Source organism: Kutzneria chonburiensis, assembly GCF_028622115.1.
Classification (GTDB): Bacteria; Actinomycetota; Actinomycetes; order Mycobacteriales; family Pseudonocardiaceae; genus Kutzneria; species Kutzneria chonburiensis.
On the sequence record NZ_CP097263.1, the window covers coordinates 4452608 to 4479020 of the forward strand.

A 26413-nucleotide genomic window follows, 5' to 3' on the forward strand; every position below is an offset into this window, starting at 1 on the left:
TGTTACGCGCCTCTAGCACGGCGAAAACGTCGTGTGAATTCAACGCCCCGCGCAGCTGAAACCCTCACCAGGGCGAAGGGGCGTAGTCCTTCAGGAAGCAGCCGTGCAGGTCCTCGCCGGCCTCGCCGCGCACGATGGGGTCGTAGACGCGGGCGGCGCCGTCGACCAGGTCGAGCGGGGCGTGGAAACCCTCGTCGGCCAGGCGGAGCTTGGTGGGATGCGGCCGCTCGTCGGTGATCCAGCCGGTGTCGACGGCGGTCATCAGGATGCCGTCGTCGAGCATCTCGCCGGCGCTGGTGCGGGTGAGCATGTTCAACGCGGCCTTGGACATGTTGGTGTGCGGATGGCCGGGGCCCTTGTAGGCGCGGCCGAACTGGCCCTCCATGGCCGACACGTTGACCACGTACTTGCGGCGGGCCTGGGCAGCAACCATGGCGGGGCGCAGCCGGCTGATGAGGATGAACGGGGCGGTCTGGTTGCAGAGCTGGACCTCGAGCAGCTCGATGGGGTCGACCTGGTCCACGGTCTGGGTCCAGCTGTTGATCGACGCCGTGTCCGGCATGAGGCCGGCGGCGTCGATGGCGGTGCCGGCGGCGTAGTGGGCCAGCGAGGCGGAGCCGGCGGTCAGGGCCAGCGCCGTCACGTCGACCGACAATGCCTTGAGCTCGGCACCGACCAGGGCCAGCGGGTGGGCGTCGTGCGGACTGCCGAGGGTGATCATCTCGGGCATGGGGCCGGCGGGCAGCGGGTCGGATTCGGCCTCGACGAGCAGCGAGTACGAGCCGGGCGAGCGCCGTACCGTCTGGGCGGCGTTGTTGATCAGGATGTCCAGCGGCCCGGCCGCGGCCACGGTGTCGGCCAGCGCCACGACCTGGGCCGGGTCGCGCAGGTCGACGCCGATGACACGGAGCCGGTGCAGCCAGTCGGCGCTGTCCGGCATGGCGGCGAACCGGCGCACGGCGTCGCCGGGGAACCGGGTGGTGATCGTGGTGTGCGCGCCGTCGCGCAGCAGCCGCAACGCGATGTACATGCCGATCTTGGCCCGGCCGCCGGTGAGCAGCGCGGTCCGGCCGGTCAGGTCGGTACGGGCGTCGCGCTTGGCCCGGTTGAACGCCGCGCACGAGGGGCACAGCTGGTGGTAGAAGGCGTCCACCTCGACGTACCGCTGCTTGCAGACGTAGCAGGACCGCGGCCGCAGCAGGGTGCCGGCGGTCGCGCCGACCGCGCTGGACACCAGCGGGATGCCCTGGGTCTCGTCGTCGATCCGCACCGCGGAGCCGGTCGCGGTCTGCGCCGTCACCAGCCGGTCGGCTTCGGTCACGGCCTTGCGGGCCTGGCTGCGGCGGTCCTGGCGGGCCAGCTTCGCGATCTTGGAGGAGGCCCGGCGCAGCTGGACCGCGGTGGGGTGCTCCGGGGGCAGCGCGCTCACCTCGGCCAGCACCCGCAGGCACGTCTCCAGGTCGGCGGGGTCGATCTCGGACATGACCGGCACTCTAACCTCGACCCGGTGATGAGTTTGCATGGCAAGGCGGCTCTCGTGACCGGGGCCACTGGCGGCATCGGGGCCGGCATCGCCGCCCGGCTGGCCGCCCAGGGCGCGCGGGTGCTGGCGCACTACCGCACCCGTCCGCCGGATGATCCGGAAACCCTTGCGGTGCAAGCGGATCTCCGCGAACCGGCCGAGGTGCAGCGGCTGCTCGACGCGGCCGTGGAGCGACTCGGCGGGCTCGACATCGTGGTCAACAACGCCGGTGTGCAACCGGTGCGGCCGCTGTCGGAGCTGACACTGGCCGACTGGCGGGAGGTGTTCGCCGGCACCCTCGACACGGCCTTTCTCGTCACGAAAGCGGCGGCAGAACTGCTGGGCCCGGGCGGTTCGATCATCAACATCGGCTCCATCGAGGGCACGCTGCCGGCCGTCGGCCACGCGCACTACGCCTCGGCCAAGGCGGCGCTGCTCATGCACACCAAGGCCGCCGCGCTGGAGTACGGGCCGCGCGGCCTCCGCGTCAACGCCGTCTCCCCCGGTCTGATCTCCCGGCCCGGCCTCGACGAGGCGTGGCCGGAAGGAGTGGCCAGTTGGCGTGAGCACGCGCCGCTGGGCCGGCTCGGCACGCCCGAGGACGTCGGCGACGCGTGTGCGTTCCTCGCATCGGATCTGGCCCGGTGGATCACCGGCCAGAACCTCGTCGTCGACGGCGGCATGTCGGTGGTGCCGGCATGGTAGACATCGTTGCGGCGCTTGGCCTTCAGCCGTTGCCGGTGGAGGGCGGGCACTGGGCCCAGACCTGGCGTGACGCCAACTCCACCGGCATCTACTACCTGCTGCGGTCGCCGGAGTTCTCGGCCCTGCACCGGCTCACGCACCCGGAGATCTTCAGCTTCCACGCCGGGGCGCCGGCCCGGATGCTGTTGCTGCATCCCGACGGCACGGTGACCCGACCGGTGCTCGGCATCGACTTCGCCGCCGGGCAGCGGCCCCAGGTCGCCGTGCCGGCCGGCGTCTGGCAGGCCACGGAAACCTTGGGCGAGTGGAGTCTGCTCGGCACGTTCATGGCCCCGCCCTACACCGACGACTGCATCACCTTCGCCGACGAGACGCTGGCCGCCGCCTACCCGGAGGCAGCCGCCGACATCCGCCGCCTGACGGCCCCATGATCAAGGGACCGATCCTCTCGTTGAACGTCAGGAAGGGCCCCTTCCTGACGCCGCCGGCAAGATCAAGGGACCGATACTGGCGTTCAACGTCAGTAAGGGGCCCTTCCTGACACAAGCCGAGGGGCGTTAGCGGGCGGGGGCGGTTGAGCCGCGGACTACGAGCTCGGGTTCGAAGAGGAGCTCCTCGGTGGAGACCGCGGCGCCCTCGATCTGGTTGACCAGCAGTTCGACCGCGGCCCGGCCCATGGCCTCGATGGGCTGGCGGACGGTGGTCAGCGGCGGGTCGATGCAGTTCATGAAGGCCGAGTCGTCGTAGCCGACCACGGAGACGTCGCCGGGCACGGTCAGGCCCTTGCGCCGCACGGCCCGGATGGCGCCGAGGGCCTGCGGGTCGCTGGCGCAGACGATGCCGGTGATGTCCTGGTTGAGCAGCTTGGACGTGGCCGCGTGGCCGCCTTCCAGCGAGAACATGGTGTGCTGGATGGCGCCGTCGATGATTTCCACGCCGGCGCGGGCGGCATGCGCCATGAAGGCCGCTTCCTTGCGGCGTGACGGCACGTGGTCGGGCGGCCCGAGCACCATGCCGACGCGGGTGTGGCCGAGCGACAGCAGGTGCCCGAGGGCCTGCTCGGCGGCCACCGCGTCGTCGCAGGCGACCTTGGGGAAGGCCAGGTCGTCGACGGCCGCGTTGACCAGCACGGCCGGCAGCTTCCGGTTGGTCAGCCGCAGGTAGTGCTCGTGCGAGGCGTCGGCCTGGGCGAACAGCCCGCCGGCGAACACCACGCCGGACACGTGCTGCTGGAGCAGCAGTTCCACGTACTCGGCCTCGGAGACGCCGCCGGCCGTGCGGGTGCACAGCACGGGGGTGAAACCCTGCTGGGCCAGCGCGTTCCCGACCACGTCGGCGAACGCCGGGAAGATGGGGTTCTGCAGCTCGGGCAGCACGAGGCCGACCAGCCGGGCCCGCTCGCCGCGCAGCTGCGTCGGTCGCTCGTAGCCGAGCACGTCCAGGGCGGTGAGCACGGCCGCGCGGGTGGCCTCGGAGACACCGGGCTTGCCGTTGAGCACGCGGCTGACGGTCGCCTCGCTGACTCCGACCTTCTGCGCGACCTCCGCAAGGCGTCTTGTCATGTCGCAACTATACGACAGGTGGCGCAAGAGGCTTGCACTCACTTGCGGCGAGCCGACGACCCCCAACGCCATTCAGGGGAATCACGTCACGATCTTGCGTATCCGTGTCAACATCTTGCGGCCACGTGTCCAGAAGATCTATGGTGTGCGCCACACTCCACCGCGTCAGGGGAGACACCTGATGAGAACTGACAGCTTTCGCACCGCCGCCGCGTTAGTGCTGGCCACCGGCCTCACCGTCGGCTTGACGGCCGCGTGCAGCGGCGGCGCCGACCAGCAGGCCGGCGGCCCGGTGACGATCACCATCGACGGCCAGCCGCCGCAGACCCAGCCGTTCGACCGCAAGATCTTCGACGCCGACGTGGCCGCGTTCGAGAAGGCCCACCCGGACATCAAGGTCCAGGCGCACGAAGGCTTCATGGACCCGAAGACGTTCTCGGCCAAGCTGGCCGGCGGCCAGCTCGAGGACGTCTTCTACGTCTACTTCACCGACCCGGCCAACCTGATCGCGCGCCACCAGGCGGCCGACATCACCGACTACGTCAAGGACGTGCCGCACGTCGGCGACATCCAGCCCGCCCTGGTGGACGTCTTCAAGGACGCGCAGGGCCACGTCTACGGCCTTCCGACGGCCAACTACTCGATGGGCCTGCTCTACAACCGGGCCCTGTTCACCAAGGCCGGCCTCGACCCGGACAAGCCGCCGACCACCTGGGACGAGGTCCGCGCGGACGCCAAGAAGATCACCGCGCTCGGCAACAACACCATCGGCTTCGCCGACTACTCGGCCAGCGGCCAGGGCGGCTGGCACTTCACCACCGAGATGTACGCCAACGGTGGCGACATCGCCAAGAAGGACGGCAGCACCTGGAAGGCCGACTTCGACAACGCCACCGGCAAGCAGGTCCTCCAGAACCTGCACGACATGCGCTGGACCGACAACACCATGGGCAGCAAGCAGCTGCTCCAGATCGCCGACGTGCAGGGCATGATGGGCGCCGGCCAGCTGGGCATGTACCTGGCCGCGGCCGACAACATCCCGACGCTGGTCAACCAGTTCAAGGGCAACTACGCCGACTACGGCCTCGGCGCGATGCCCGGCGGCAAGGGCACGCTGATCGGCGGCGAGGGGTACATGATCAACCCCAAGGCCACGCCCGCGCAGATCAAGGCCGGCCTGACCTGGATCCAGTGGAAGTACCTCAACCCGGAGCGGGTCGAGTCCGAGGTGCTCAGCACGTACAAGGCGCAGGGCCAGCCGGTCGGCCTGCCGGTGCCGCCGGTGCCGGACCTGTGGACCGGGGCCGTGCGTGACCAGCTGGAGCAGGCCAAGGCGAAGTTCGCCACCGTGCCGGTGTCCAACTACAAGCCGTACCTGGACGGCGGGCAGTCGCTCAAGGGCAGCCTCGAGCCGCCGAACGCCCAGCAGCTCTACACGATTCTCGACACCCTGATGTCGACCGTGCTGACGCAGCAGGACGCCAACATCGACCAGCTCCTCTCCGACGCGAGCCAGAAGGCGAACACCGTGCTCGCGCAGGTGAAGTGAGCACCGCCGTCCGGTTGCCGTCGGCCGCGCTAGGGGTGCGGCCGGCGGCGCGGCTGCGCCGCCGGATCAGGGAGAACGTCACCGCCTACGGCCTGCTGTGCGCGGCCCTGCTGGTCTTCGCCGGCTTTTCCTGGTACCCGATCGTGCGGGGCATCCTGCTCAGCTTCCAGCAGGTCAACTTCGTCACCGCGCCGACCTGGGTCGGCCTGGAGAACTTCCAGAAGCTGTTCGCCGACCCGCAGTTCTGGGAAGCCTGGGTGAACACGCTGCTGTTCACCGGGCTGGCCCTGGTGTTCGGCTTCGCGGTGCCGTTCGCGATCGCCGTGCTGCTCAACGAACTCCGGCACGGCAAGGCGTACTTCCGGCTCGTGGTCTACCTTCCCGTGATGCTGCCGCCGGTGGTGGTGGCGCTGCTGTGGAAGTGGTTCTACGACCCGGGTCCCGGCCTGTTCAACTCGGCGCTGCACGCGGTCGGCCTGCCCGGTCTGAGCTGGCTGGACTCCCCCACCACCGCGATGCTGTCGCTGGTGCTGGTGTCCACATGGGCCAACATGGGCTCGGCGACGCTGATCTACCTGGCGGCGCTGCAAACCATCTCCGGCGACCTGTACGAGGCGGCGGAACTGGACGGCGCCGGCCTGTGGCGGCGGCTGTGGCACGTGACCATCCCGCAGACCCGGTTCGCGCTGCTGGTGATGCTGTTGCTGCAACTCGTGGCCACCATGCAGGTGTTCACCGAGCCGTACATCATGACCGGCGGCGGGCCCGGTGACTCGACCGTCACGGTGTTGCTGCTGCTGTACAAGTACGCCTTCTTCTACAACGACTTCGGCACGGCCAGCGCGCTGAGCCTGCTGCTGTTCGTGGTGCTGGGCGTGTTCGGCCTGTTCTACGTCCGCCTGACCAGGAGGGCAGACTGATGCGAACCCTGGTCTCCGAGTCACAGCTGCGCAGCGGGCGCGGAAAGACCGTGTACTGGACGGTTTTCGTGATCGTCGCGGTCACGTTCACCACGGCGTTCGTGTTCCCCCTGATCTGGATGGTGTTGGGGGCCATGAAAACCGCGCCGGAACTGGCCCGCGTGCCACCGACTTTGCTGCCACAGCAAGCGAATGTCGGCGCGTACGTCGAGGCGTGGAACTTCATGAGCCTCGCGCACTTCTTCCTCAACACGATCATCGTGGTGCTCGGGGCCTGGCTGGTGCAGCTGGCGGTGGACGTGCCGGCGGCGTACGCGCTGTCCAAGCTGAAACCCAAGCTGGGCAACGTGGTTCTCGGCATGATGCTGGGTACGCTGATGCTGCCGGCGTCCGCGCTGCTGGTGCCGACCTACCTGACCATCACCGACGTGCCGCTGCTCGGCGTGAACCTGGTCAACTCGCCGCTGGCGATCTGGCTGCCGGGCGCGGCCAACGCGTTCAACATCTATCTGCTCAAACGGTTCTTCGACCAGATCCCGGGCGAGCTGATCGAAGCGTCCACACTGGACGGAGCCGGCCCGCTGGGGACCATGTGGCGGGTTGTGCTGCCGCTGTCGCGGCCGGTGCTGGGCGTGGTGTCCATCCTGTCCATAGTGACGGCGTGGAAGGACTTCATCTGGCCGCTGCTGGTGTTCTCCGACCCGCAGGCCCAGACGCTGTCCGTCGCCCTGCAGCGGTTCGCCCCGGACACGCCGGTCAATCTGCTGCTGGCCGGCCTGGTGCTGGCCAGCGTGCCGACCATCGTGGTCTTCCTGATCTTCCAACGGAACATCCTTGCTGGCCTCACCGCGGGCAGCGTCAAGGGCTGAAGGAGTCAATGTGACGGACAGTGGATCTGCGTGGTGGCGTGGTGCGGCCATCTACCAGGTGTACGTGCGCAGCTTCGCCGACGGCAACGGAGACGGCACCGGCGACCTGACCGGGCTGCGCCAGCACCTGCCGCACATCGCCACCCTGGGGGTCGACGCGATCTGGCTGTGTCCCTGGTACCCGTCGCCGAACGCCGACTCCGGCTACGACGTGTCGGACTACCGTGACATCGAGCCGTCGTTCGGCACGCTGGCCGAGGCCGAGAAGTTCATCGAGGAGGCGCACTCCCTCGGCCTGAAGGTGATCATCGACATCGTGCCCAACCACTGCTCGGACCAGCACCGCTGGTTCAAGGAGGCGGTGGCGGCCGGGCCGGGCTCGCCGCAGCGGGAGATGTTCTGGTTCCGGCCGGCCAGCGAGGAGCCGCCCAACGACTGGCAGTCCCGGTTCGGCGGCTCGGCCTGGAGCCGGGTGCCCGACGGCGAGTGGTACCTGCACCTGTACGCCCCCGAGCAGCCGGACCTGAACTGGCGCAATCCGGTGGTGCATCAGGAGTTCCGCGAGGTGCTGCGGTTCTGGTTCGACCGCGGGGTCGACGGTTTCCGGATCGACGTGGCCGACGGGCTGGTCAAGGATTCGGCCTTACCGAACGTCAACGGGCGCACCGAGGGCCAGTTGCCGTTCTCGGACATGGACGGCGTGCACGAGATCTACCGGGAGTGGCGGCGCATCGCCGACTCGTACCCGGACCCGCGGGTGTTCGTGGGCGAGATGTGGCTGCCCGACCAGGAGCGGTTCGCCCGCTACCTGCGGCCGGACGAGCTGCATTCGGCGTTCAACTTCGACTTCCTGTCCTGCCCGCTGGAGGCCGACCGGCTGCGGGCCGTGATCGACTCGACGTTGCAGGCACACGCGCTGGTCGGCGCGCCGGCCACGTGGGTGCTGTCCAACCACGACACCACCCGGCACGTGACGCGGTACGGGCGCGCGGACACGTCGTTCAGCTTCGCCGACCGTCAGCAGGGCGCGCCGTCAGACCTGGCGTTGGGTACGCGGCGGGCCCGGGCGGCGGCGTTGCTGAGCATGTCGCTGCCCGGCGGCGTGTACGTCTACCAGGGCGAAGAGCTGGGGCTGCCCGAGGTGGAGGACCTGCCGGACGAGGTGCGGCAGGACCCGGTGTTCAGCCGGACCAACGGGGCCGACCCGGGCCGCGACGGCTGCCGGGTGCCGCTGCCGTGGGACGGCGACGCGCAGCCGTACGGGTTCGGCGGCGACGAGACATGGCTGCCGCAGCCGGACGGTTGGGGGCAGTACACGGTGACGGCCGAGGCAACGGACGAGGGGTCGATGCTGCGGCTGTACCAGCGGGCGTTGACGCTGCGGCGGCAGCTGCCCGAGCTCGGTGACGGCCCGATGACCTGGTGCCCGTCGCCCGAGGGGGTGCTGTCGTTCGCTCGGGACGACCACTTCCTGTGTGTGGTGAATCTGTCCTCCGATGCGGTCGACCTGCCCGAGCACAACGAGGTGTTGTTGACCAGCGACGACCTCGTTGACGGTCGGCTGCCGGCGAACACGGCGGTGTGGCTGAATCGGTAAACCCACCCCCGCGAGTCCCGCTTGGCGTCACACCGAAAGCGTGAAACCGATTCGTGCTTTCGGTGTGACGCTGGGCGGGACTCACCGGGGTTGGCCGGTGAGCGAGGAGGCTCACAAGCTACGGCCCGGTAACTTCCCCTACCATCGGGACGCATGACGACGCCGTCAACGACGGGACCGGCGGAGCTGCCGCTCGCCGCCGAGTTCCCACAGGCCGATCGCGCGCAGTGGCGCCGGTCGGTGGAGTCGGTGCTGCGCAAGTCCGGCGTTCTCGGCGAGGGCCAGCAGCACGACTCCGCCGAGGACCTGCTCGCCACCACCACCTATGACGGCATCACGATCAGCCCGCTCTACACGGCTTCCGACACCGCGCCTTCCGGTGGCTTCCCGGGGCTTGCGCCTTATGTCCGCGGTGGTCGGCCGGCGGGTCAGGGTTGGGACGTGCGGCAGCGGCACGCCGACCCCGATTCGGCGGTGACCAACCGCGAGGTGCTGGCCGACCTGGAGAACGGGGCCGGCTCGGTGTGGCTGATGGTCGGTGACGGCGGCGTGCCGATCGCCGACCTTGGCGACGCCCTGAACGGCGTCTACCTGGATCTGGCTTCGGTGGTGTTGGACGCCGGGGCGGAGTTCTCGGCGGCGGCCGAGGCGTACTTCTCGGTGCTGGACGTGCCGGCCAGCGCTGCGATCGGCAATCTCGGCATCGATCCGCTGGGCGTGCATGCTCGTACCGGTGCCGCGCCGGATCTGGACGCGGCTGTCTCGCTTGCCGTCCGGACGTCTCGGGCTTACCCGAAGCTGCGGGCGATCGTCGTCGATGCCTTGCCGTATCACGATGCCGGCGGCAGCGACGCCGAGGAGCTGGGCTGCTCGATCGCGGCCGGCGTGACCTACCTGCGGGCGCTGACCGCCGCCGGTCTTGACGTCGCGGCGGCGGCGCAGTTGCTGGAATTCCGTTATGCCGCAACGGCTGATCAGTTCATGACCATCGCCAAGCTCCGCGCCGCCCGCCGGCTGTGGACCCGGGTGACCGAGGTCAGCGGCGCGGCGTCGGCCCAGGTGCAGCACGCCGTGACGTCGTCGGCAATGCTGACGCAGCGGGACCCGTGGGTGAACATGCTGCGCACCACGCTGGCCTGTTTCGCCGCCGGCACCGGCGGCGCGGATGCCGTGACCGTACAGACGTTCGACGCCGCGATCGGCTTGCCCGATCCGTTCTCGCGGCGTATCGCCCGCAACACGCAGGCGCTGCTGCTGGAGGAGTCGCACCTCGGGCAGGTGATCGACCCGGCCGGCGGCTCGTGGTACGTGGAGCGGCTGACCGACGACCTCGCCCGCGCCGGCTGGGCCTGGTTCCAGGAGATCGAGCGCGCCGGCGGCCTGGTTTCCGCGAATTCCCTTGTGCAGGAACGACTTGCGGCGACGTGGGCGCGGCGGGGCGAGAACATCGCGCACCGCAAGGACGCACTGACCGGCGTGTCGGAGTTCCCCAACCTGGCTGAGAAGCCGGTGCGGCGCAAGCCCTTGCCGGCGGTTCAGACCGGCGGGCTGCCTCGAGTCCGCTACGCGCAGGCATTCGAGGAGCTGCGGGACCGCTCCGACGCTCTGTTGGCGGAAACCGGTGCGCGGCCCCAGGTCTTCCTGGCGACGCTGGGCCCGGTGGCCGTCCACACGGGACGGTCGACGTTCGCGGCCAACCTGTTCAACGCCGGCGGCATCGAGACGCCGGCCGGTTCCGTCGCGGAGTTCGAAGGCGGCGTCGCCTGCGTCTGCTCGTCGGACAAACTGTACGCGGAGGAAGCCGCCGCGGCGGTCGCCGCGTTGAAGGCAGCCGGCGCCACCCACGTGTTTTTGGCCGGCAGCCCCAAGAAGTGGGCCGAGACCGGGGCCGACGCGTTCGTCTTCGCCGGCTGCGACGCGCTGTCCGTGCTGCACGCCACCTATCGATTTCTTTCTGGTCGCCAGCTGGAGGGGACCCGATGATCCCGAACTTCGCGGACGTGCCGCTGGGTGACCCCGAGGTCGCCGGCGGGGCCGACGACTGGCGCAAGGCGCTGCACGCGGCGACCGGCAAGGACACCGACGCCCTGGTCTGGGAATCCCCCGAGGGCATCGGCATCCGGCCGCTGTACACCGCGGAAGACCTTGCCGGACTTGACTTCCTGGACACGTACCCCGGTATCGCCCCGTACCTGCGCGGGCCCTACCCGACGATGTACGTCAACCAGCCGTGGACCATCCGGCAGTACGCCGGTTTCTCCACCGCCGAGGAGTCCAACGCCTTCTACCGCCGCAATCTGGCCGCCGGGCAGAAGGGCCTGTCGGTGGCCTTCGACCTGGCCACCCACCGCGGCTACGACAGCGACCACCCCCGCGTGGCCGGCGACGTTGGCATGGCCGGCGTGGCCATCGACTCGATCTACGACATGCGACAGCTGTTCGACGGCATCCCGTTGGACCGCATGAGCGTGTCGATGACCATGAACGGCGCGGTGCTTCCCGTGCTGGCGCTGTACATCGTAGCCGCCGAGGAGCAGGGGGTGGCACCCGAGCAGCTGGCCGGGACCATCCAGAACGACATCCTCAAAGAGTTCATGGTCCGCAACACCTACATCTACCCGCCGCAGCCGTCGATGCGGATCATCTCGGACATCTTCGCCTTCACCTCGCAGCGGATGCCCAAGTACAACTCCATTTCCATCTCCGGCTACCACATCCAGGAAGCCGGCGCGACGGCCGACCTGGAGCTGGCCTACACGCTGGCCGACGGCGTCGAGTACCTGCGGGCCGGTGTGGCCGCCGGGCTGGACATCGACGTCTTCGCGCCGCGACTGTCGTTCTTCTGGGCCATCGGCATGAACTTCTTCATGGAGGTGGCCAAGCTCCGGGCCGCCCGGCTGCTGTGGGCCAAGCTGGTCAAGGGATTCGACCCTCGCAACCCCAAGTCGTTGTCGCTGCGCACGCATTCGCAGACCTCCGGCTGGTCGCTGACCGCACAGGACGTCTACAACAACGTGGCCCGTACCTGCGTCGAGGCGATGGCCGCGACACAGGGACACACACAGTCCTTGCACACCAACGCTTTGGACGAGGCGTTGGCGCTGCCCACCGACTTCTCGGCCCGTATCGCCCGCAACACCCAGCTGTTGCTGCAACAGGAATCCGGCACCACGCGGGTGATCGACCCGTGGGGCGGCAGCGCGTTCGTCGAGCGGCTGACCTACGACCTGGCCCGGCAGGCCTGGGCGCACATCGCCGAGGTCGAGGCGGCCGGCGGCATGGCCAAGGCGATCGACGCCGGCATTCCCAAGCTGCGCGTGGAGGAGGCGGCGGCCCGCACCCAGGCCCGTATCGACTCCGGCCGGCAGCCGGTGATCGGCGTGAACAAGTACCGGGTGGAGGCCGACGAGGAGATCGAGGTCCTCAAGGTCGACAACCACGGCGTGCGGGCCCAGCAGATCGAGAAGCTCCGCCGGCTGCGGGAAGAACGTGACGAACAGTCCACTCAGGACGCCCTGGCCGCGCTGACCCGGGCCGCCGGCGGCGAGGGAAACCTGTTGGAGCTGGCCGTGAACGCGGCTCGGGCCAAGGCCACCGTCGGCGAGATCTCCGACGCGCTGGAGAAGGTGTACGGGCGGCATGCCGGCCAGATCCGTACCATCTCCGGTGTGTACCGCGACGAGGCCGGCAGCGCCGGGAACGTGGCCGCCGTGTTGGAGCGGGTGGCCGAGTTCGAGCGCGAGGAGGGGCGGCGGCCGCGGATCCTGGTGGCCAAGATGGGTCAGGACGGACATGACCGTGGCCAGAAGGTGATCGCCACCGCGTTCGCCGACCTCGGCTTCGACGTGGACGTGGGCCCGTTGTTCCAGACGCCGGGCGAGGTCGCGCGGCAGGCCGTCGAGGCCGACGTGCACGTCGTCGGGGTGTCTTCGCTGGCCGCCGGGCACCTGACCCTGGTGCCCGCACTGCGCGAGGAACTGGCCGCGCTGGACCGGGCGGACATCATGATCGTCGTCGGCGGCGTCATCCCGCCCGCCGACTTCCCCGCCCTGTACGAGGCCGGCGCCGTCGCGATCTTCCCGCCCGGCACCGTGATCGCCGACGCCGCGCTCGGTCTGATCGACCGGTTGGCCGCGCAGCTGGACCACGATGGCGCGTAAGCCCATCGACGTCCGCGAGTACGCCAAGGGCGTGCTCGACGGGTCGCGGACGACGTTGGCCCGGGCCATCACGCTGGTGGAGTCGACCAAGCCCACGCACCGTGAGCTGGCGCAGCAGCTTCTCGTGGAGCTGCTGCCCCATGCCGGTGGGGCGCACCGGGTCGGCATCACCGGCGTGCCCGGGGCCGGCAAGTCCACGTTCATCGAGTCGTTGGGCACCATGTTGACCGCCGCCGGCCACCGTGTGGCGGTCCTCGCGGTCGACCCGTCGTCCAGCCGTACCGGCGGCAGCATCCTCGGCGACAAGACCCGGATGGCGCGGCTTGCCGTGGACGACAGCGCTTTCGTCCGGCCGTCGCCCACCTCGGGGACGCTGGGTGGCGTGGCTCGGGCCACCCGCGAGTCCATCGTGCTGGTCGAGGCCGCCGGCTACGACGTGGTCCTCGTCGAGACCGTCGGCGTGGGCCAGTCCGAGATCGCCGTCGCCAACATGGTCGACTGTTTCCTCCTGCTGGCCCTCGCCCGCACCGGCGATCAGTTGCAGGGCATCAAAAAGGGCGTTCTGGAGCTCGCCGACGTCGTCGCCGTCAACAAGGCCGACGGTCCCCACGAGGCCGACGCCCGCAAGGCCGCCCGCGAGCTCACCGGCGCCATGCGCCTGCTCCGCGGCCCCACCGCTGCGCCGAAGGTGTTGACCTGTAGCGGTTTGACCGGCTCCGGCCTCGACGTCGTCTGGGACACCGTCCGCGCCCATCGCTCCCTTTTGGACAGTGACGGCTCGTTGGCCGCCCGCCGCCGTCAGCAGCAGGTCGACTGGACCTGGTCCATGGTCCACGACCAGCTCTTGGCTTCCCTGCACGGAAGTCCCGCCGTCCGTTCGCTGGTGCCGGAGTTGGAACGCCAGGTCCGCGACGGCGAGCTCACCGCCACCCTCGTCGCCGAGCACATCCTGCGCGCCTTCCGCGAGTCCCAGTAGGCGTAGCTGCGGTCCGGGGTCGGGCCGGGTGGTGCTTGGCGCGCGGTGCGGGCACCAGGAAGCAGGGGGAAGACACCATGATCGAACCGGACCCGCGGTTCCTGCCGGACTTCGAACGACTGGTCGCCGAGGAGGAACTGGACAAAGTAGCGGGGTTCCGGCGGCCGATCGAATCGGTGGACGAGGTGCCGCTGTACTCACGGGTGAGCCAGGTGGCGTTCCTGGACGGCCTCGCGCCGCGGGCCCGGGCGGGGCAGCTGATCGCAGCCGGGGCGTGGATGCTGGGCCAGATCCGAGCGGAGCTCACAGAGATGGGGCCGGGCTTCCAGTGCCTGCTGGTGATCCTGGACGGCGAACAGTTGGACGACGACGGCCTGGTCACGCCGGCGATCTGGTACACGCACCGCGAGATCGATCTGCCGCTGGTCCCGCCCAGCAGCGGGTTGGCACGGTTCGCGGTGGAGGTGCTGGGGCGGCAGGCGAAGGTGTACGACTACGGCATGGGGCGGGTGTACGTCGACCTATGACGTGGCGGCCGACAGGTCCCACAGGCGGGTGGCACTGTCGGGATCGAGGGCGTACCAGGCGACGCCGCGGGGGTGGGAAGGGATGTCTCCGTCGTCGGGACCGATCACCGCAGAACGTTGGCAGTCCTCGAAATACGCACCGGTGACGGTGGCAAGGTCGGGCGAGGTGGCGACAACGATCGTGGTGGCGGCGCCCTGGCCGACGGACTTGAGCGTCTGCTGGCTGGAGGCCTTGGTGGCCTCGAGGTAGGCGGGCGGCATGTGGCGGGAGAGGTTGGTGTCGAGAATGCCGCCGGGGTGCACGGCGTTGGCGGTGATGCCGTCGGCGGCCCAGCGCCGGCCGGCCTCGACGGCGAAGAGGATGTCGGCGGTCTTGGACTGGCCGTAAGCGATGAGGGGATCGTAAGGCCGGACGGCGAAGTTGATGTCGGTGAAGTCGACGGGGGCGCGCAGATGGCCGCGAGAGGTCAACGAGACGATGCGCGCGCCCTCGGCGGCCAAGGCGTGGTGCAGCCCGGTGGCCAGGGCGAAGTGGCCGAGGTGGTTGACGGCGAAGTGCATCTCCCAGCCGGCGGAGGTGAGCTGACGGGTGGGCAAGGCCATCACGCCGGCGTTGTTGATCAGCAGGTGTAGCGGGCCGGTCCACGCCCTGGTGAAGGCGGTGACCGAAGCAAGGTCGGCGAGGTCGAGGACGGCAACCTTAGCCCCGGGGATCTGGGCGGCGGCCCGGTTGCCGGCGTCGATATCGCGCACGGCCAGCGTCACCTCGGCGCCGGCGGCGGCCAGCACCCGGGCGGTCTCGAAGCCGATACCGGACGAAGCGCCGGTGACGACGGCCCGCTTGCCGTCCAGCCGGATACCGGAAATGGCCTGGTCGGCGGTGGTCTCCCAACCGAAAGTCATGATCTTCTCCGTTCTAACCTGAGGCACCTCCGAATAATAACCTGAGGGGCCTCCGCCTGTAACATGAGGGGGCTCACATTGGCTGGTCCGGGAGTACGAGAGATGACGGAACGACCGCTGCGCGCCGACGCGCAGCGCAACCGCGACGCGCTGCTGGCGGCGGCCGCGCCGGCCTTCGCGGCCAAAGGCGCGGACGCGTCGCTGGAGGAGATCGCCCGGCAGGCCGGGGTGGCGATCGGCACCCTCTACCGGCACTTCCCGTCACGGGAAGCGCTTTTCGTGGCGGTGCACCGGGCCGAGATGATCAACGTGGCCGAGCACGCCGACGCGCTGCTGATCACCTACGAGCCGCTGATCGCGCTCAGGCTGTGGTTGGGGCGATTCACCGAGTTCATGACGGCCAAACACGGCATGGCCGACGCATTCCGCATGGTCCTCGCCTCCGGCGAGAACCCGTTCGTGCCGATGCGGGCCATCGTGCTCGACGCCCTCAGCAAGCTCATCCTGGCCTGCGGCTACGAGCTGCGGTCCGACATCGACGGGCTCGACATCCTGACCGTGCTCAACGGGATCTCGCTGGCCACCGACGACGTCGAGCAGACCGCCAGGCTCATCGACCTCGTGCTGGACGGGCTGCGAGCACCGAGATGATCTCCGCGCTGTCGGTCTCGAAGGGCTTGCGGTCCCAGGTTCCGTACTGGTCGACGACGTCGAGGCCGGCCTCGGCGGCGAGCGAGGCCAGCCGCTCGGCCGAGAGGAAGCGCAGCCGGCCGGCGTCGGCCCGCTGCCAACCAGCGGCGACGATGTTCTCCACGAGGTCGACGACATCACCGACGATCGGCTGCACCTCGTAGAAGACGCGGACCTGCTCGCCCTCCCACGGGAACTCGAAGCCGCCGAGCGGCCACTGCTCCCACTCGCGAGCCACCGGATTACGCGTCTCGAAAACAAACCGGCCGCCTGGTTTCAAGGCGGCGCGGACGCCGCGCAAGGTGGTCAGCACGTCGGCATCCGTGAGCAGGCACTGGAAAGCGTGCCCGGTCATCACGGCCAGGTCGAACTCGTTGTCCCAGTGCAGGGTGGACAGGTCCCCGTGCACCAGATCGAGGCCGGCGGGCGCCTGCGCCAGCATCGAGGCGTCGGGGTCGAAACCGACGAGCCGCCCGGTATGCCCGGCCTCGCGGGCCTTGGCCAGCAACGTCCCCGTACCACAGCCGACATCGAGCACGGATTCCGCGCCCAGCACCAGATCCAGGTAGAACCGGTCGTCGGCCCGGCCGGACCACGGGTTCATCGCGTTGTACAGCTCGGCAGCCTCAGGCACTTCCCGAGGCTAACCGGGCTGTACACCGAATTTCACGACAGCGGCTTGTCCAGCACGGCCTTGAGGTGGCTGAACGTGTCGATGGAGTACTTGCCGTGGTAGCGGCCCATGCCGCTCTCCCCCACGCCGCCGAACGGCAGGCTCGGCACGCCGAGGTGCATCACCGGCAACCCGAAACCGACCGCACCGGACGAGGTCTCGGCCAGGATGCGTTCCTTGGTCGATTCCGAGTCGGTGAAGGCGTAGAGCGCCAACGGCTTGTCCCGCGAGGTGATGAATTCGATGGCCGCGTCGAGCGAGGGCACGGAGATGATCGGCAGGATGGGGCCGAAGATCTCCTCGCCCATCACCGGCGATGCAGGGTCGACGTCGGCCAGCACGGTCGGCGCGATGTACTTGTGCTCGCGGTCGGTCTGACCGCCGACGACCACGCGGCCGCTGGCCAAAAGGTTGCTGAGCCGGTCGAAGTGCCGGTGGTTGACGATCCGGCCGTACACCGGGCTCTGCGCGGGGTCGTCGCCGAACTTGGCCTGCACGGCGTCGGCCAGCGCGGCCTCGAGCTTCGCGCCGGCGCCGATGGCCAGCACGTAGTCGGGGGCGACGCAGGTCTGGCCGGCGTTGAGGAACTTGGTCTCGACCAGCCGCTGCGCGGTGACGACCGGGTCGACCTCGGCGTCCACCACGACCGGGCTCTTCCCGCCGAGCTCCAGCGCGACCGGCGTGAGGTGCTTGGCCGCGGCCGTCATGACGATCCGGCCGACGACGCCGTTGCCGGTGTAGAAGATGTGGTCGAACTGCTGTTCCAGCAGCGCGGTGGTCTCCGGGATCGCGCCCTCGACGACGGCGACGGCCTCCTGGTCGAGGTACTGCGGCACGAACCGGGCGATGGCCGCGGTGGTGGCCGGCGCGAGCTCGCTCGGCTTGATCACGGCGGCGTTGCCGGCGGCCAGTGCGCCGACCAGCGGGGCCAGCACGAGTTGCAGCGGGTAGTTCCACGGCCCGATGACCAGCACCACGCCCAGCGGCTCGCGCACGACCGTGCCGCGACCGGGCAGCAGCCGCTCGGGCAGCTCGGCGTCCTCAGGCGCGAGCCAGGCGTCCAGGTTGGCCAGCGTGTGGTCGATCTCCCGGACCGTGAAGTGGATCTCGGTCCGGTTGGCCTCGTCGGCGTTCTTGGCCAGGTCGGCGAACAGCGCCGCGCCGAACGCGTCCTGCTGCTCGGTCAGCATGGCCCGCAGCGCGCCGAGCTGCTCACGCCGCCAGGACACTGGCTTGGTCCGGCCGGACCGGAACGCGGCCCGCAGCCGGTGGACGACAGCCGGGATCTCCTGGAGCACATCGGTCATGTCGTGAGCCTAGCTCGATCGGCGGCTTCGGCCGAGTCGATGCCCCTGCGACCGGCCGGTACGCTCCTTTTCGGTCAGAGCCAGACCGGCTTGGACGAGCCGCGGGGCACCAGCGGCACGGCGTAGCGGCCGGGCGTCGCCGACATCCGCACCTGCTCGGTCACGCCCTGGTACTCGCCCAGCGGAGTGTCCACAGTGAACGTCTCCGGATCCAGATACCGGTGCTGCTCAACGCTTCCCGCGACCTCGGCCGCGTAGCCCTGGTCGAAGACGCCCATGCTCAAGATCCACAGGGCCGCCCGGGTCAGCGAGACGTGCACCCGGTAGCTGCCGCCGTCGACGGCCCGGCGGGCCAGCGCCTCGGCCGCGCCGGTGGCCATCAGCCAGGACACGATGTAGTCGTTGACCACGAGGATCGGCGGCAGCTTGGGGGCGTCGCCGGAGCCTTCGAGGTTCATCATGCCGACCAGGCTGCCGGCGGTCTGGTCGAAGCCGACCCGGCCGGCCCACGGGCCGTGGTCGCCGTTGAGCGAGGCCGTGACGTGCACGATGCCCGGCCGGACCTGCGCCGCTTCCTCGGCCGAGAAGCCGATCTGGGCCAGGTAGCCCGGACGGCGGTTGGCATAGAAGATGTCCGCCCCGGCCAGCAGATTGGTGATCAACTCGCGGTCGGCACGCGGATCGATCGTCGCCGACCGGGTGCCGACGTTGGCCGTGATGTACGTGACATCGTGCTCCAACTCGTTGACCCGCCACAGGTTCAACACGTCCGCGCCGTGCAGGGCCAGCGCCCGGCCGGCGCCGGCGCCGGCGATCACGTGCCCCATGCCCAGCGCGCGAATCCCGGCCAGCGGCTGATCGATCTGCGGCAGCTCGACGCCGCCGGGCAGCGGCTCCGGGTCGGAGTCGCCGATCCGCGTGATCTCGATCAGCGGCAGGTCCTCGATGCCCGTGTGCTCGGCCAGGAATTCCCCGGTGGAGCGCAACATCGGCAGCACGACGCCGGCCTCGACAGCCGCCGCCTCCAGGTCGCGAGCGTCCCATTTGGACACTGCCTGGGCCACCCGCTCGGCGTCGTCCGGCACGTCCAACAACTTCTGGGCGGCGACCTTGATCTTCGGGTACGGGTTGAGCGGCATCACCCAGCGGTCGTCGGCGGTGCGGTAGAAGCCGAAACCGAAGGCGTTGGTGGGATTGGCCGCCGACACCGGCACGTGGCCGTTGAGCTTCTCCCACTTGCGGTCGTAGAACGGGCAGAGCCGGTGCGGGGTGACGCGCAGATCGACCGAGATGTCCTGGCCGTCGCCGCCGCGCAGCCGCCACAGCTTGGCCATCGCCGCCGACTTGGCCACCAGCGCGATCGCCGCCGCGCCGCCCAGCCGCAGCGTGCTCGGCACCACCGGGTCGGCGCCGACAAAGGGTGATCTCGCCGCCGGTGTCGGCCGGGCTCATGCCGATGCCGGCCAGCACCTCGGCCAGCTCCGCGTGCGGATCGAACGCGTCCGTGGTCAACGGGTTGGCCACCGCGGCGGCCACCCGGTCAGTCAGCGACATCCCCAGTCTCCTTCAGCAGCTTCTGCACCTCCTCGATGGTAGGCGCAGCAGCCGGGCCACGTCGGGTGACGGCGAGCGCGGCCGCGGCATTTGCCCGCCGCGCCGCCTGGATCGGTGACAAGCGGTCAGCCAGGCCGGCGATGAACGCCCCGGTGTGCGCGTCGCCGGCGCCGTTGGTGTCCACGACTTCGACCGGAAAGCTCGGCACCGTAACCACTTCCTCGGCCGTGGCGACGATACAGCCGCCGGCCCCGGTGCGAACGATGGCGTTGCGGCGCCGGAGCTCGGTGACGGCCTTGATCGGATCGTCCTCGCCGGTCAGCAGCCGGGCCTCGCGCTCGTTGCAGCTGATCCAGTCGGCCCGGTCCAGCACGGGTTTCAGCACGGCCTCCGGGATCTCCGCGGCCAGCGGCCCCGGGTCGAGCACGACGGTGTTCCGTGAGTCCACTGTGGATAGCCAGGAGCACACCGCCGGGCCGTTGACCGGCAGCGCAAGGCCGTAGCCCGAGACGTACACGATGTCGTCCGGGAAGACTCGGATCCGCCGCAGGTCGTTGATCCGCAGCTGGCCCTCCGCACCGAAGGTGGTGGCGAACGTCCGCTCGCCGTCGGCGTCGATCAGTGCCACCGTGAAGCCCGTGTCCATTGTGGACAGCTTCGGTTGCAGGACGTCGACGTGCTCCTGCGCCAAACGTTTGCGGGCCAGGTCGCCCAGCGGTCCGGTGCCGTGCATGCCGCCGTACGCGGCGGTCAGCCCCTGGCGCACGGCGGCGGTGAGCACGTTGAAGCCGCCGCCGACCTCGGTGCCACCGCTGGACGCCAGCACGTCGCCGCCGCGTTCAGGCAGGTGCGGCACGTACATCACGATGTCGACGATCACCTGGCCCACGTGCACCAGGCGGCTCATCCGCGCAGCGCCAGCAGTTCCGCGGTCAGGCCGGCCAGCGGGAGGTCGTTGACCGCGTGGATGGTGCGGACCGCCTCGTCCGGGAACGCGTCGTCGCCGTGACACGCCCCGGCGATCGCGCCGACGATGGCGGCGATGGTGTCGGTGTCGCCGCCGAGCGACGCCGCCAGCAGGCAAGCCCGCCAGGGATCGTCCGGATGCACGGCCAGCACGGCAAAAGCCGCCGGCACCGACTCCTGGGTGGCCACGCTCGTGCCGACCAAACGGTAGATCGTCTCGGCGGCCTCACCCGGCGGCAAGCCCTCGACCAGCTCGGCCGCCCAGGCCAGCCTGGTGCCGACATCGCCTGCGGCGATCCAGTTTCCGCGCGTCGACGCCAACCGGGCCGCCTCCGACGCGATCTTCGTCGCCTCGGCGACGTCCGCGCCGGCAATCCCGGCGCTCACCGCCGCGGCGACCGCCGCCGCGCCGGACAGCGCCACACCGGTGTTGTGCGTCACCCAGCTCGCCTCGACGACACTGTCCACAAGGGACGGCAAATCGCCGACGTCACAAGCGATACCGACCGGGGTGATGCGCATCGCGGCACCGTTGGTCGTGCCGAACCGGCCGGCCTTCTCCAGGCTCTCGCCGGCCGCGACCGCGCCGACCGCGGCCTTTGTGGACGGTCCGAGCAGGTCGAGCGACCCGCGACGGCGCATGTCTTCTTCCCACGCCAACAGATCCGCGGCCAACTGGTGCGCGTCGACATGACCGTCACCGGCGACCACCAGCCGGGCCAACAACACTGCCTGCTCGGTGTCGTCGGTGATCGAGCCGGCGGCCATGCCCGGCGCGATCGGCTGGTCGTCCGGGCCCGGCTCAAAGCCGGTGAGCACGCCGTAGCGGGCCTGGATCGCCTCCCGCGGCATCGACTGCGTCGGCATGCCCAGCGCGTCGCCGATGGCCAGTCCGGTGAAGGCGGCCAGCGCGCGGCTCACTCCACGCCACCGAACTTGAGGTGCAGCCGGAACCGGTCCGGGTCCAGCAGACTCTCCGTGTGCTCCACGAAAACACCGTTGCCGTCCCGGCACAGCCGGCGCGCCCGCAGGAAGCGCTCTCCCGGCGTGCGGCCGAGCACAGCCGCCTCCACCTCGCTGATCCGCCCCAACTCGACCCACTCCTCCCCCTGTTCGGGCACCAGCCCCTCTTCGCGCAGCACGTCGTAGATCGAACCGTCCACACCGGACTCGGGCAGGCCGCGCATCCGCCCGGTGGCCGCCACCCGCATGCACTCGAAGGAGATCGCCGGACCGCCGGCGATGGAGCGGACCCGGTCCAGTGCCACGAATTCCGCGGTGTCCAGGCCGAACCGGTCGGCCATGTCCCTGTCGGTGACCAATTCCAGCCGGATCACCTCGATCGTGGTGTGCACGCCCTGGTCGGCCAGCGCCTTGGTCCAGCCGGCCCGGTCGTCCAGCGGGCGGTCGTCGAAGGTGACGAACGAGCCCTTGCCGGAGTGGGTGGCGATCAGGCCGCGGCTGCCCAGCTCGGCCAGCGCCTGCCGGATCGTGTTGCGGCTGACGGAAAAGCGGCTGGCCAGCACGTGCTCGCCGGGCAGCCGCGCGCCGCGCGGTAACCGGCCGTGCTGGATGTCCCGGGCCAGCTGGTCGGCGATCTGCTCGTACTTCAGGCGCAGCACGCGAGCACCTCGTCCAACTGCTTGACCTCGATGTGCGGGCTGTAGCCGCGAGCGATGTCCAACGCCCGCTCGTGCGCCGCGTCGTCCATGCCCGCGCAGGCGTCGGCTACGACCCAAGTCACCTGGCCCGCGTCCGCGGCGGCCAGCGCCGTGGACAGCACGCAGCAGTCCGTGGCGACGCCGGCCAGCACCAACACATCCGCGTCACCGACCCGGTCGGCCAGCGCCGGACCCCACTTGCCGAAGGTGATCTCGTCCACTGTGGACCCGTCAAAGCCGTCGACCAGTTGGTAGATCTCGGCATTCGGCGGCTGCAAGGCGAACGGCCAGCGCGCGTAGTACAGCTTCCACGCGCCGATCGGCCGGGCCGGCGCGACGAACCGGGTGAACGTGACGTCCGGGAAAGCGGCCACCAGCTTGTGGATCGGGGCCATCACGCCCTCGAAACCCGGCGTGAACCACTGGCTGCGCGGATCGGCGAACACGTACTGCATGTCGATCACCGCCAGGTGCGCCTTCATACGGCCACCAGCTCCTGCTCACGCACCTTCGACCGCTGGGTCGCCCACGTGACCACGAACCCGATCACCAACGCCGCCAGCACGCCGAGGTTGGCCGCGGCCCACGCCCCGTCCCGGCCGCCCAGGCCCAGCGGGCCGAGCAGATATCCCTGCCAGGACAGCCACTCCGCGTACGTGTTGGTGACAAGACCCCAACCGACCACAGTGGACACCAGCACGGTGCCGACGGCCACCCAGCGCACGCTGCCGTAGCGGCCCCTCGGGTCGTACAGGTCGGCCTCGGCGTAGCCGTTGCGGCGGGAGGCGATGTCGGCCAGCATCACGCCGCACCAGGCGGCGATCGGCGTGCCCAGCGTGATCAGGAAGCCCTGGAACGGGCCGAGGAAGTCGTCGGCGAAGAAGGCGACGTAGATCGTGCCCAGGATGATGATCACGCCGTCGATCAGCGCCGCCGCGAACCGCGGCGCCTTCAGGCCGGCGGCCAGCAGGGCCAGGCCGGAGGAGTAGATGTTCAGCACCGCGCCGCCGACCAGGCCGAGCACCGCGACGATCACGAACGGCACCAGGTACCAGGTGGGCAGCACGCTGGCCAGCGCGCCGATCGGGTCGGCGGCGATGGCCTTGTTCAGGTCGGGCGAGGATGCGGCCAGCAGCAGGCCCATCACCAGCAGCACCACCGGGGCCAGCGCCGAGCCGAACGTGGTCCAGCCGATCACCGCGCGGCTGGACGTGGTCCGCGGCAGGTAGCGGGAGTAGTCCGCGGCCGCGTTCACCCAGCCGAGGCCGAACCCGGTCATCAGGAACACCAGCGCGCCGACCACGCTGCCGGTCGAGCCGGCCGGCACGGCCGAGACCTTGGCCCAGTCGATGTGCGGGATCACGAAGGCGATGAAGATCAGCGTCAGCACGGCCGTGACGATCGTGATCACGGTCTGCATGCGCATGATCAGGTCGAAGCCCATCACGCCGCCGCCGATGGTCAGCACCGCGACCACCAGCAGGGCCAGGATCTTCACCACCGGGCCGCCGCCCCAACCGAGCTGGGTGAACACGGTCGCCGTGGCCAGCGTGGCCAGGACCGTCAGCACGGTCTCCCAGCCGACCGTCAGCACCCAGGAGATCGCCGTGGCGACCCAGTTGCCGCGCACGCCGAACGCCGCCCGGCTCAGGATCATCGTCGGCGCCGAGCCGCGTTTGCCGGCCACCGCGACGAAGCCGCACAGCAGGAAGGAGAAGACGATGCCGACAAGGCCGGCGATCACGGCCTGCCAGAACGAGATGCCGAAGCCCAGCGTGAACGAGCCATAGCTCAGGCCGAGCACCGAGACGTTCGCGCCGAACCACGGCCAGAACAGCTGTCTGGCGGTGCCCTTGCGCTCGTCGTCGCCGATCACGTTGATGCCGTTGGCCTCCACCTGGAGGGGGCCGAGTCCGCACCGGGGGCCATCGAGGGCTCCTCTGATCCTGTCCAGACCTGTTCAGTTGGCCGGACCATACGCCCGCCCACCCCACCCGGCAACACGCCCCCGGTGCCCGCCCCGAGGATCTTTCCCCTTCACCCCCTGAAACCGGTTGCGGAAGTGTGGAAGGGGGCCTTCCTCCACTCGGAGTGCAGGAAGGCCCCTTCCAAGCCGAAAGTCAGCTCAGGCCGCGGCGGATGGCGTCGAGGCGCTCGGCGGCCATGCGCTTGGTGATCTCGGCCGCGCGGACCATCTCGGAACCGTGGAAGGTGCCGGGGAAGTGGTGCAGCTCGACCGGGACGCCGGCCTGGAGCAGCCGCAGGGCGTAGATGATGCCCTCGTCGCGCAGCGGGTCGAACTCGCACACGTTGACGTAAGCCGGCGGCAGGCCGGACAGGTCCTCGGCGCGGGCCGGGGCGGCGTACTGGTCGGCCGGCTTGCCGCCGAGGTAGTACTTCCAGCTCAGGATGGCGTTGGGGCGGTGCCACAGCGGCGTGTCGACGAACTTGGTCATGGACGGCGTGTCCAGCCGGTCGTCGAGCTCGGGGATGCCGAGCAGCTGGAACTTGACCGCGGGGCCGCCGCGGTCGCGGGCCAGCAGGGCCAGGCCGGCGCTGAGGCCGCCGCCGGCGCTCATGCCGCCGATGCCGATGCGCTCGGGGTCAATGCCGAGCTCGGAGGCCTTGGCCGCGGTCCACTCCAGCGCCGCGTAGCAGTCCTCGAGCCCGGCCGGGTACGGGTTCTCCGGCGCGAGCCGGTAGTCGACCGACACCACGACCGCACCGATCTTGTCGGCGATCTCCGTGCTGATCGGGGCGTCCTGGTCCAGGTCGCCGATGGCGAAGCCGCCGCCGTGGATGGAGACGAAGCCGGGCCTCGGCGCCGGCGCCGAGGTCGGCGTGTAGACGCGCACCCGCACCTCGGGGGCGCCGGCCGGGCCGGGGATCAGCTTCTCCTCGACGGTGACCGGGTTGGCCGGCTCGTACGTCGGCATCTGCTCGCGCATCGACGCCATGCGGGCCCGGCTGGCCTGGACGTCCTCGAAGCCGACGCCGTCGGGCATCATCGCCAGCCACGGGAGCAGTTCCGGATCGATCGCGTATGTCATGCCACCAGCCTGCCGCTCGGGCCGGCGCCGGCGCACCCGACAACTGGCGCGGGTTGGCCGGTTCCGCCCCGCCAACTGGCTGCGTCCGGACAGCCGAGTCCGGTAATCGAGTGCCCGAAAATCGAACGTGAACCGCAATGCTGCACCGACGGTCCGCGAACCTTGTCGCCACCGAAAAGCCGCCGATAGCGTGAAGTCGAGACCTCGTCACATACCTGGAGGGGAATTCAGTGCGAAGAATACGGCGCGCCCTGACAACGGCCGTCGCGGCCATCGCCGTCACGCTACTCGTGGCCACGACCGCCTCGGCCAACGAGGGCTTCAACTGGGAGCAGCAGAAACCGAACAACATGATTTCCAACGATGCCGTCGGCTCGGCGTCGTTCGACGAGGAGAACGGCCCGGTGTTCCGGGTGTGGCACGGCGACGGCACCGGTCTCCGGCCCATGTACTACGAGATCAACGGCAGCGCGCCACGGGAGATCCCCGGCGGAGGGCGCACCGAGTTCGCACCGACGGCGATTTTCTTCAACGGCCGGATGGTCGTTTTCCACGTCGGTTTCGACCAGCAGATCTACTGGGCGGCGCGGATCAACGACAGCACGTGGACGCCGTGGGTGGCCATTCCCGGCCAGCGGGCCCTCGGCAGCGTGTCGGTGGCCCTCTACCAGCAGGAAACCCGGCTCATGCTGGCCTATCGGGGCACCGACAGCCACATGTACATGGGCCAGTTCGACCAGATCATGTCCTGGACCGGGCTGGGCGAGATCGCCGGCAACGGGGCGACGTCGAGCACGCCGGCCATCACGGAGCTCGGCACGCATTCATCGGTCGAGGACTACATCGTGGCGGTGCACAGGGGCATCGACAATCAGGTCTATCTCACGTTCGGCCGCATGAACAACGGACGAATGATCTGGACCGGCAACTGGCGTCAGCTACCGGGCGTCCTCATCAGCGGCGCACCGTCCATCGCCACCGCGGGCTCGGTCAACGGCTACGGCCAGATCGCCGTCCGCAATCAGGACGGCCATTTGGCGACCTACGACTTCTCGATGGACGCCAATGGCAACATCGCCCTCGGTCTGTGGCGCACCGACTCCACCAATACCTATCTCGCCGCGGCGCCCACACTGTATCGGTGGGGCTGGTACATCCTGGTCGCCATCGTCGGCTGGAACCATCTCGTCTACGAAAAGCGATCTCGCTAGCGGATAAGCCG

General features: G+C 69.8%; 24 protein-coding genes. 12 read left to right on the plus strand and 12 right to left on the minus strand.

Annotated features, from left to right (window positions below):
* Nucleotides 1–64: 64 nt before the first annotated feature.
* Nucleotides 65–1483 carry an SDR family NAD(P)-dependent oxidoreductase gene (locus tag M3Q35_RS19800; protein WP_273943395.1) on the minus strand — a complete coding sequence of 473 codons (1419 nt, stop codon included), beginning with the start codon at nt 1481–1483 and terminating at the stop codon, nt 65–67.
* Nucleotides 1484–1510: 27 nt separating this feature from the next.
* Here M3Q35_RS19800 and M3Q35_RS19805 point away from each other — a divergent pair, with 27 nt between their 5' ends.
* Nucleotides 1511–2227 carry an SDR family NAD(P)-dependent oxidoreductase gene (locus tag M3Q35_RS19805; RefSeq protein ID WP_273944402.1) on the plus strand — a complete coding sequence of 239 codons (717 nt, stop codon included), beginning with the start codon at nt 1511–1513 and terminating at the stop codon, nt 2225–2227.
* Nucleotides 2221–2658 carry a cupin domain-containing protein gene (locus tag M3Q35_RS19810; RefSeq protein WP_273943397.1) on the plus strand — a complete coding sequence of 146 codons (438 nt, stop codon included), beginning with the start codon at nt 2221–2223 and terminating at the stop codon, nt 2656–2658. The genes M3Q35_RS19805 and M3Q35_RS19810 overlap by 7 nt, the downstream gene beginning before the upstream one ends.
* Before the next feature lie 126 nt (nt 2659–2784).
* On the opposite strand, the gene M3Q35_RS19815 is transcribed toward M3Q35_RS19810, so the two are convergent.
* The gene (locus M3Q35_RS19815; protein ID WP_273943398.1) at nt 2785–3789 is read right to left on the minus strand and encodes a LacI family DNA-binding transcriptional regulator; all 1005 of its coding nucleotides are present in this window, start codon (nt 3787–3789) and stop codon (nt 2785–2787) included.
* Nucleotides 3790–3970: 181 nt separating this feature from the next.
* Here M3Q35_RS19815 and M3Q35_RS19820 point away from each other — a divergent pair, with 181 nt between their 5' ends.
* The 8 genes from M3Q35_RS19820 to M3Q35_RS19855 all read left to right on the plus strand — a co-directional run bounded on the left by M3Q35_RS19820 (nt 3971) and on the right by M3Q35_RS19855 (nt 14387).
* Entirely contained in the window at nt 3971–5338 is a 1368-nt protein-coding gene (locus tag M3Q35_RS19820) for an ABC transporter substrate-binding protein (protein WP_273943399.1), read from the plus strand.
* Nucleotides 5335–6258 carry a carbohydrate ABC transporter permease gene (locus M3Q35_RS19825; RefSeq protein ID WP_273943400.1) on the plus strand — a complete coding sequence of 308 codons (924 nt, stop codon included), beginning with the start codon at nt 5335–5337 and terminating at the stop codon, nt 6256–6258. Before M3Q35_RS19820 ends, M3Q35_RS19825 begins: the two co-directional genes overlap by 4 nt.
* Nucleotides 6258–7127, plus strand: a complete 870-nt coding sequence (locus M3Q35_RS19830; RefSeq protein WP_273943401.1) for a carbohydrate ABC transporter permease — start codon at nt 6258–6260, stop codon at nt 7125–7127. Before M3Q35_RS19825 ends, M3Q35_RS19830 begins: the two co-directional genes overlap by 1 nt.
* A gap of 10 nt (nt 7128–7137) precedes the next feature.
* Entirely contained in the window at nt 7138–8724 is a 1587-nt protein-coding gene (locus M3Q35_RS19835) for a glycoside hydrolase family 13 protein (protein WP_273943403.1), read from the plus strand.
* 153 nt (nt 8725–8877) lie between these two features.
* Nucleotides 8878–10707: a methylmalonyl-CoA mutase subunit beta gene (locus tag M3Q35_RS19840; protein WP_273943404.1), complete on the plus strand. Its 1830-nt coding sequence runs from the start codon at nt 8878–8880 to the stop codon at nt 10705–10707.
* Nucleotides 10704–12884 carry a methylmalonyl-CoA mutase gene (gene scpA, locus M3Q35_RS19845; protein ID WP_273943405.1) on the plus strand — a complete coding sequence of 727 codons (2181 nt, stop codon included), beginning with the start codon at nt 10704–10706 and terminating at the stop codon, nt 12882–12884. Before M3Q35_RS19840 ends, scpA begins: the two co-directional genes overlap by 4 nt.
* A complete protein-coding gene (meaB, locus tag M3Q35_RS19850) occupies nt 12874–13860 on the plus strand; it encodes a methylmalonyl Co-A mutase-associated GTPase MeaB (protein ID WP_273943406.1) in 987 nt (328 codons plus the stop codon). Before scpA ends, meaB begins: the two co-directional genes overlap by 11 nt.
* Before the next feature lie 77 nt (nt 13861–13937).
* Nucleotides 13938–14387, plus strand: coding sequence for a hypothetical protein (locus M3Q35_RS19855; RefSeq protein WP_273943407.1), 450 nt, complete (start codon nt 13938–13940; stop codon nt 14385–14387).
* On the opposite strand, the gene M3Q35_RS19860 is transcribed toward M3Q35_RS19855, so the two are convergent.
* Nucleotides 14382–15290: an SDR family NAD(P)-dependent oxidoreductase gene (locus tag M3Q35_RS19860; RefSeq protein ID WP_273943408.1), complete on the minus strand. Its 909-nt coding sequence runs from the start codon at nt 15288–15290 to the stop codon at nt 14382–14384. The two genes, M3Q35_RS19855 and M3Q35_RS19860, sit on opposite strands and share 6 nt — an antisense overlap.
* Before the next feature lie 102 nt (nt 15291–15392).
* Here M3Q35_RS19860 and M3Q35_RS19865 point away from each other — a divergent pair, with 102 nt between their 5' ends.
* Nucleotides 15393–15941, plus strand: a complete 549-nt coding sequence (locus M3Q35_RS19865) for a TetR/AcrR family transcriptional regulator (protein ID WP_273943409.1) — start codon at nt 15393–15395, stop codon at nt 15939–15941.
* On the opposite strand, the gene M3Q35_RS19870 is transcribed toward M3Q35_RS19865, so the two are convergent.
* From M3Q35_RS19870 to M3Q35_RS19910, 9 genes are all read right to left on the minus strand, one after another.
* Nucleotides 15901–16614, minus strand: coding sequence for a class I SAM-dependent methyltransferase (locus M3Q35_RS19870; protein ID WP_273943410.1), 714 nt, complete (start codon nt 16612–16614; stop codon nt 15901–15903). The two genes, M3Q35_RS19865 and M3Q35_RS19870, sit on opposite strands and share 41 nt — an antisense overlap.
* Before the next feature lie 32 nt (nt 16615–16646).
* Nucleotides 16647–17960: an aldehyde dehydrogenase family protein gene (locus M3Q35_RS19875; protein ID WP_273943411.1), complete on the minus strand. Its 1314-nt coding sequence runs from the start codon at nt 17958–17960 to the stop codon at nt 16647–16649.
* Between the two features lie 74 nt (nt 17961–18034).
* Nucleotides 18035–19357 carry a CoA transferase gene (locus tag M3Q35_RS19880; RefSeq protein ID WP_337960612.1) on the minus strand — a complete coding sequence of 441 codons (1323 nt, stop codon included), beginning with the start codon at nt 19355–19357 and terminating at the stop codon, nt 18035–18037.
* A 143-nt stretch (nt 19358–19500) separates the two neighbouring features.
* A complete protein-coding gene (locus tag M3Q35_RS19885) occupies nt 19501–20421 on the minus strand; it encodes a PfkB family carbohydrate kinase (RefSeq protein WP_273943412.1) in 921 nt (306 codons plus the stop codon).
* Nucleotides 20418–21347, minus strand: a complete 930-nt coding sequence (locus M3Q35_RS19890; protein WP_379794383.1) for an ADP-ribosylglycohydrolase family protein — start codon at nt 21345–21347, stop codon at nt 20418–20420. The genes M3Q35_RS19885 and M3Q35_RS19890 overlap by 4 nt, the downstream gene beginning before the upstream one ends.
* 50 nt (nt 21348–21397) lie before the next feature.
* The gene (locus tag M3Q35_RS19895; RefSeq protein WP_273943414.1) at nt 21398–22102 is read right to left on the minus strand and encodes a GntR family transcriptional regulator; all 705 of its coding nucleotides are present in this window, start codon (nt 22100–22102) and stop codon (nt 21398–21400) included.
* Nucleotides 22090–22623 (minus strand): cysteine hydrolase family protein, encoded by a 534-nt coding sequence (locus M3Q35_RS19900; protein WP_273943415.1) that lies wholly within the window; start codon nt 22621–22623, stop codon nt 22090–22092. The genes M3Q35_RS19895 and M3Q35_RS19900 overlap by 13 nt, the downstream gene beginning before the upstream one ends.
* Nucleotides 22620–24038 carry a purine-cytosine permease family protein gene (locus tag M3Q35_RS19905; protein WP_273943416.1) on the minus strand — a complete coding sequence of 473 codons (1419 nt, stop codon included), beginning with the start codon at nt 24036–24038 and terminating at the stop codon, nt 22620–22622. Before M3Q35_RS19905 ends, M3Q35_RS19900 begins: the two co-directional genes overlap by 4 nt.
* Before the next feature lie 223 nt (nt 24039–24261).
* A complete protein-coding gene (locus M3Q35_RS19910) occupies nt 24262–25191 on the minus strand; it encodes an alpha/beta hydrolase (RefSeq protein WP_273943417.1) in 930 nt (309 codons plus the stop codon).
* 230 nt (nt 25192–25421) lie between these two features.
* Here M3Q35_RS19910 and M3Q35_RS19915 point away from each other — a divergent pair, with 230 nt between their 5' ends.
* Entirely contained in the window at nt 25422–26402 is a 981-nt protein-coding gene (locus M3Q35_RS19915) for a DUF8189 domain-containing protein (RefSeq protein ID WP_273943418.1), read from the plus strand.
* Nucleotides 26403–26413 lie beyond the last annotated feature (11 nt).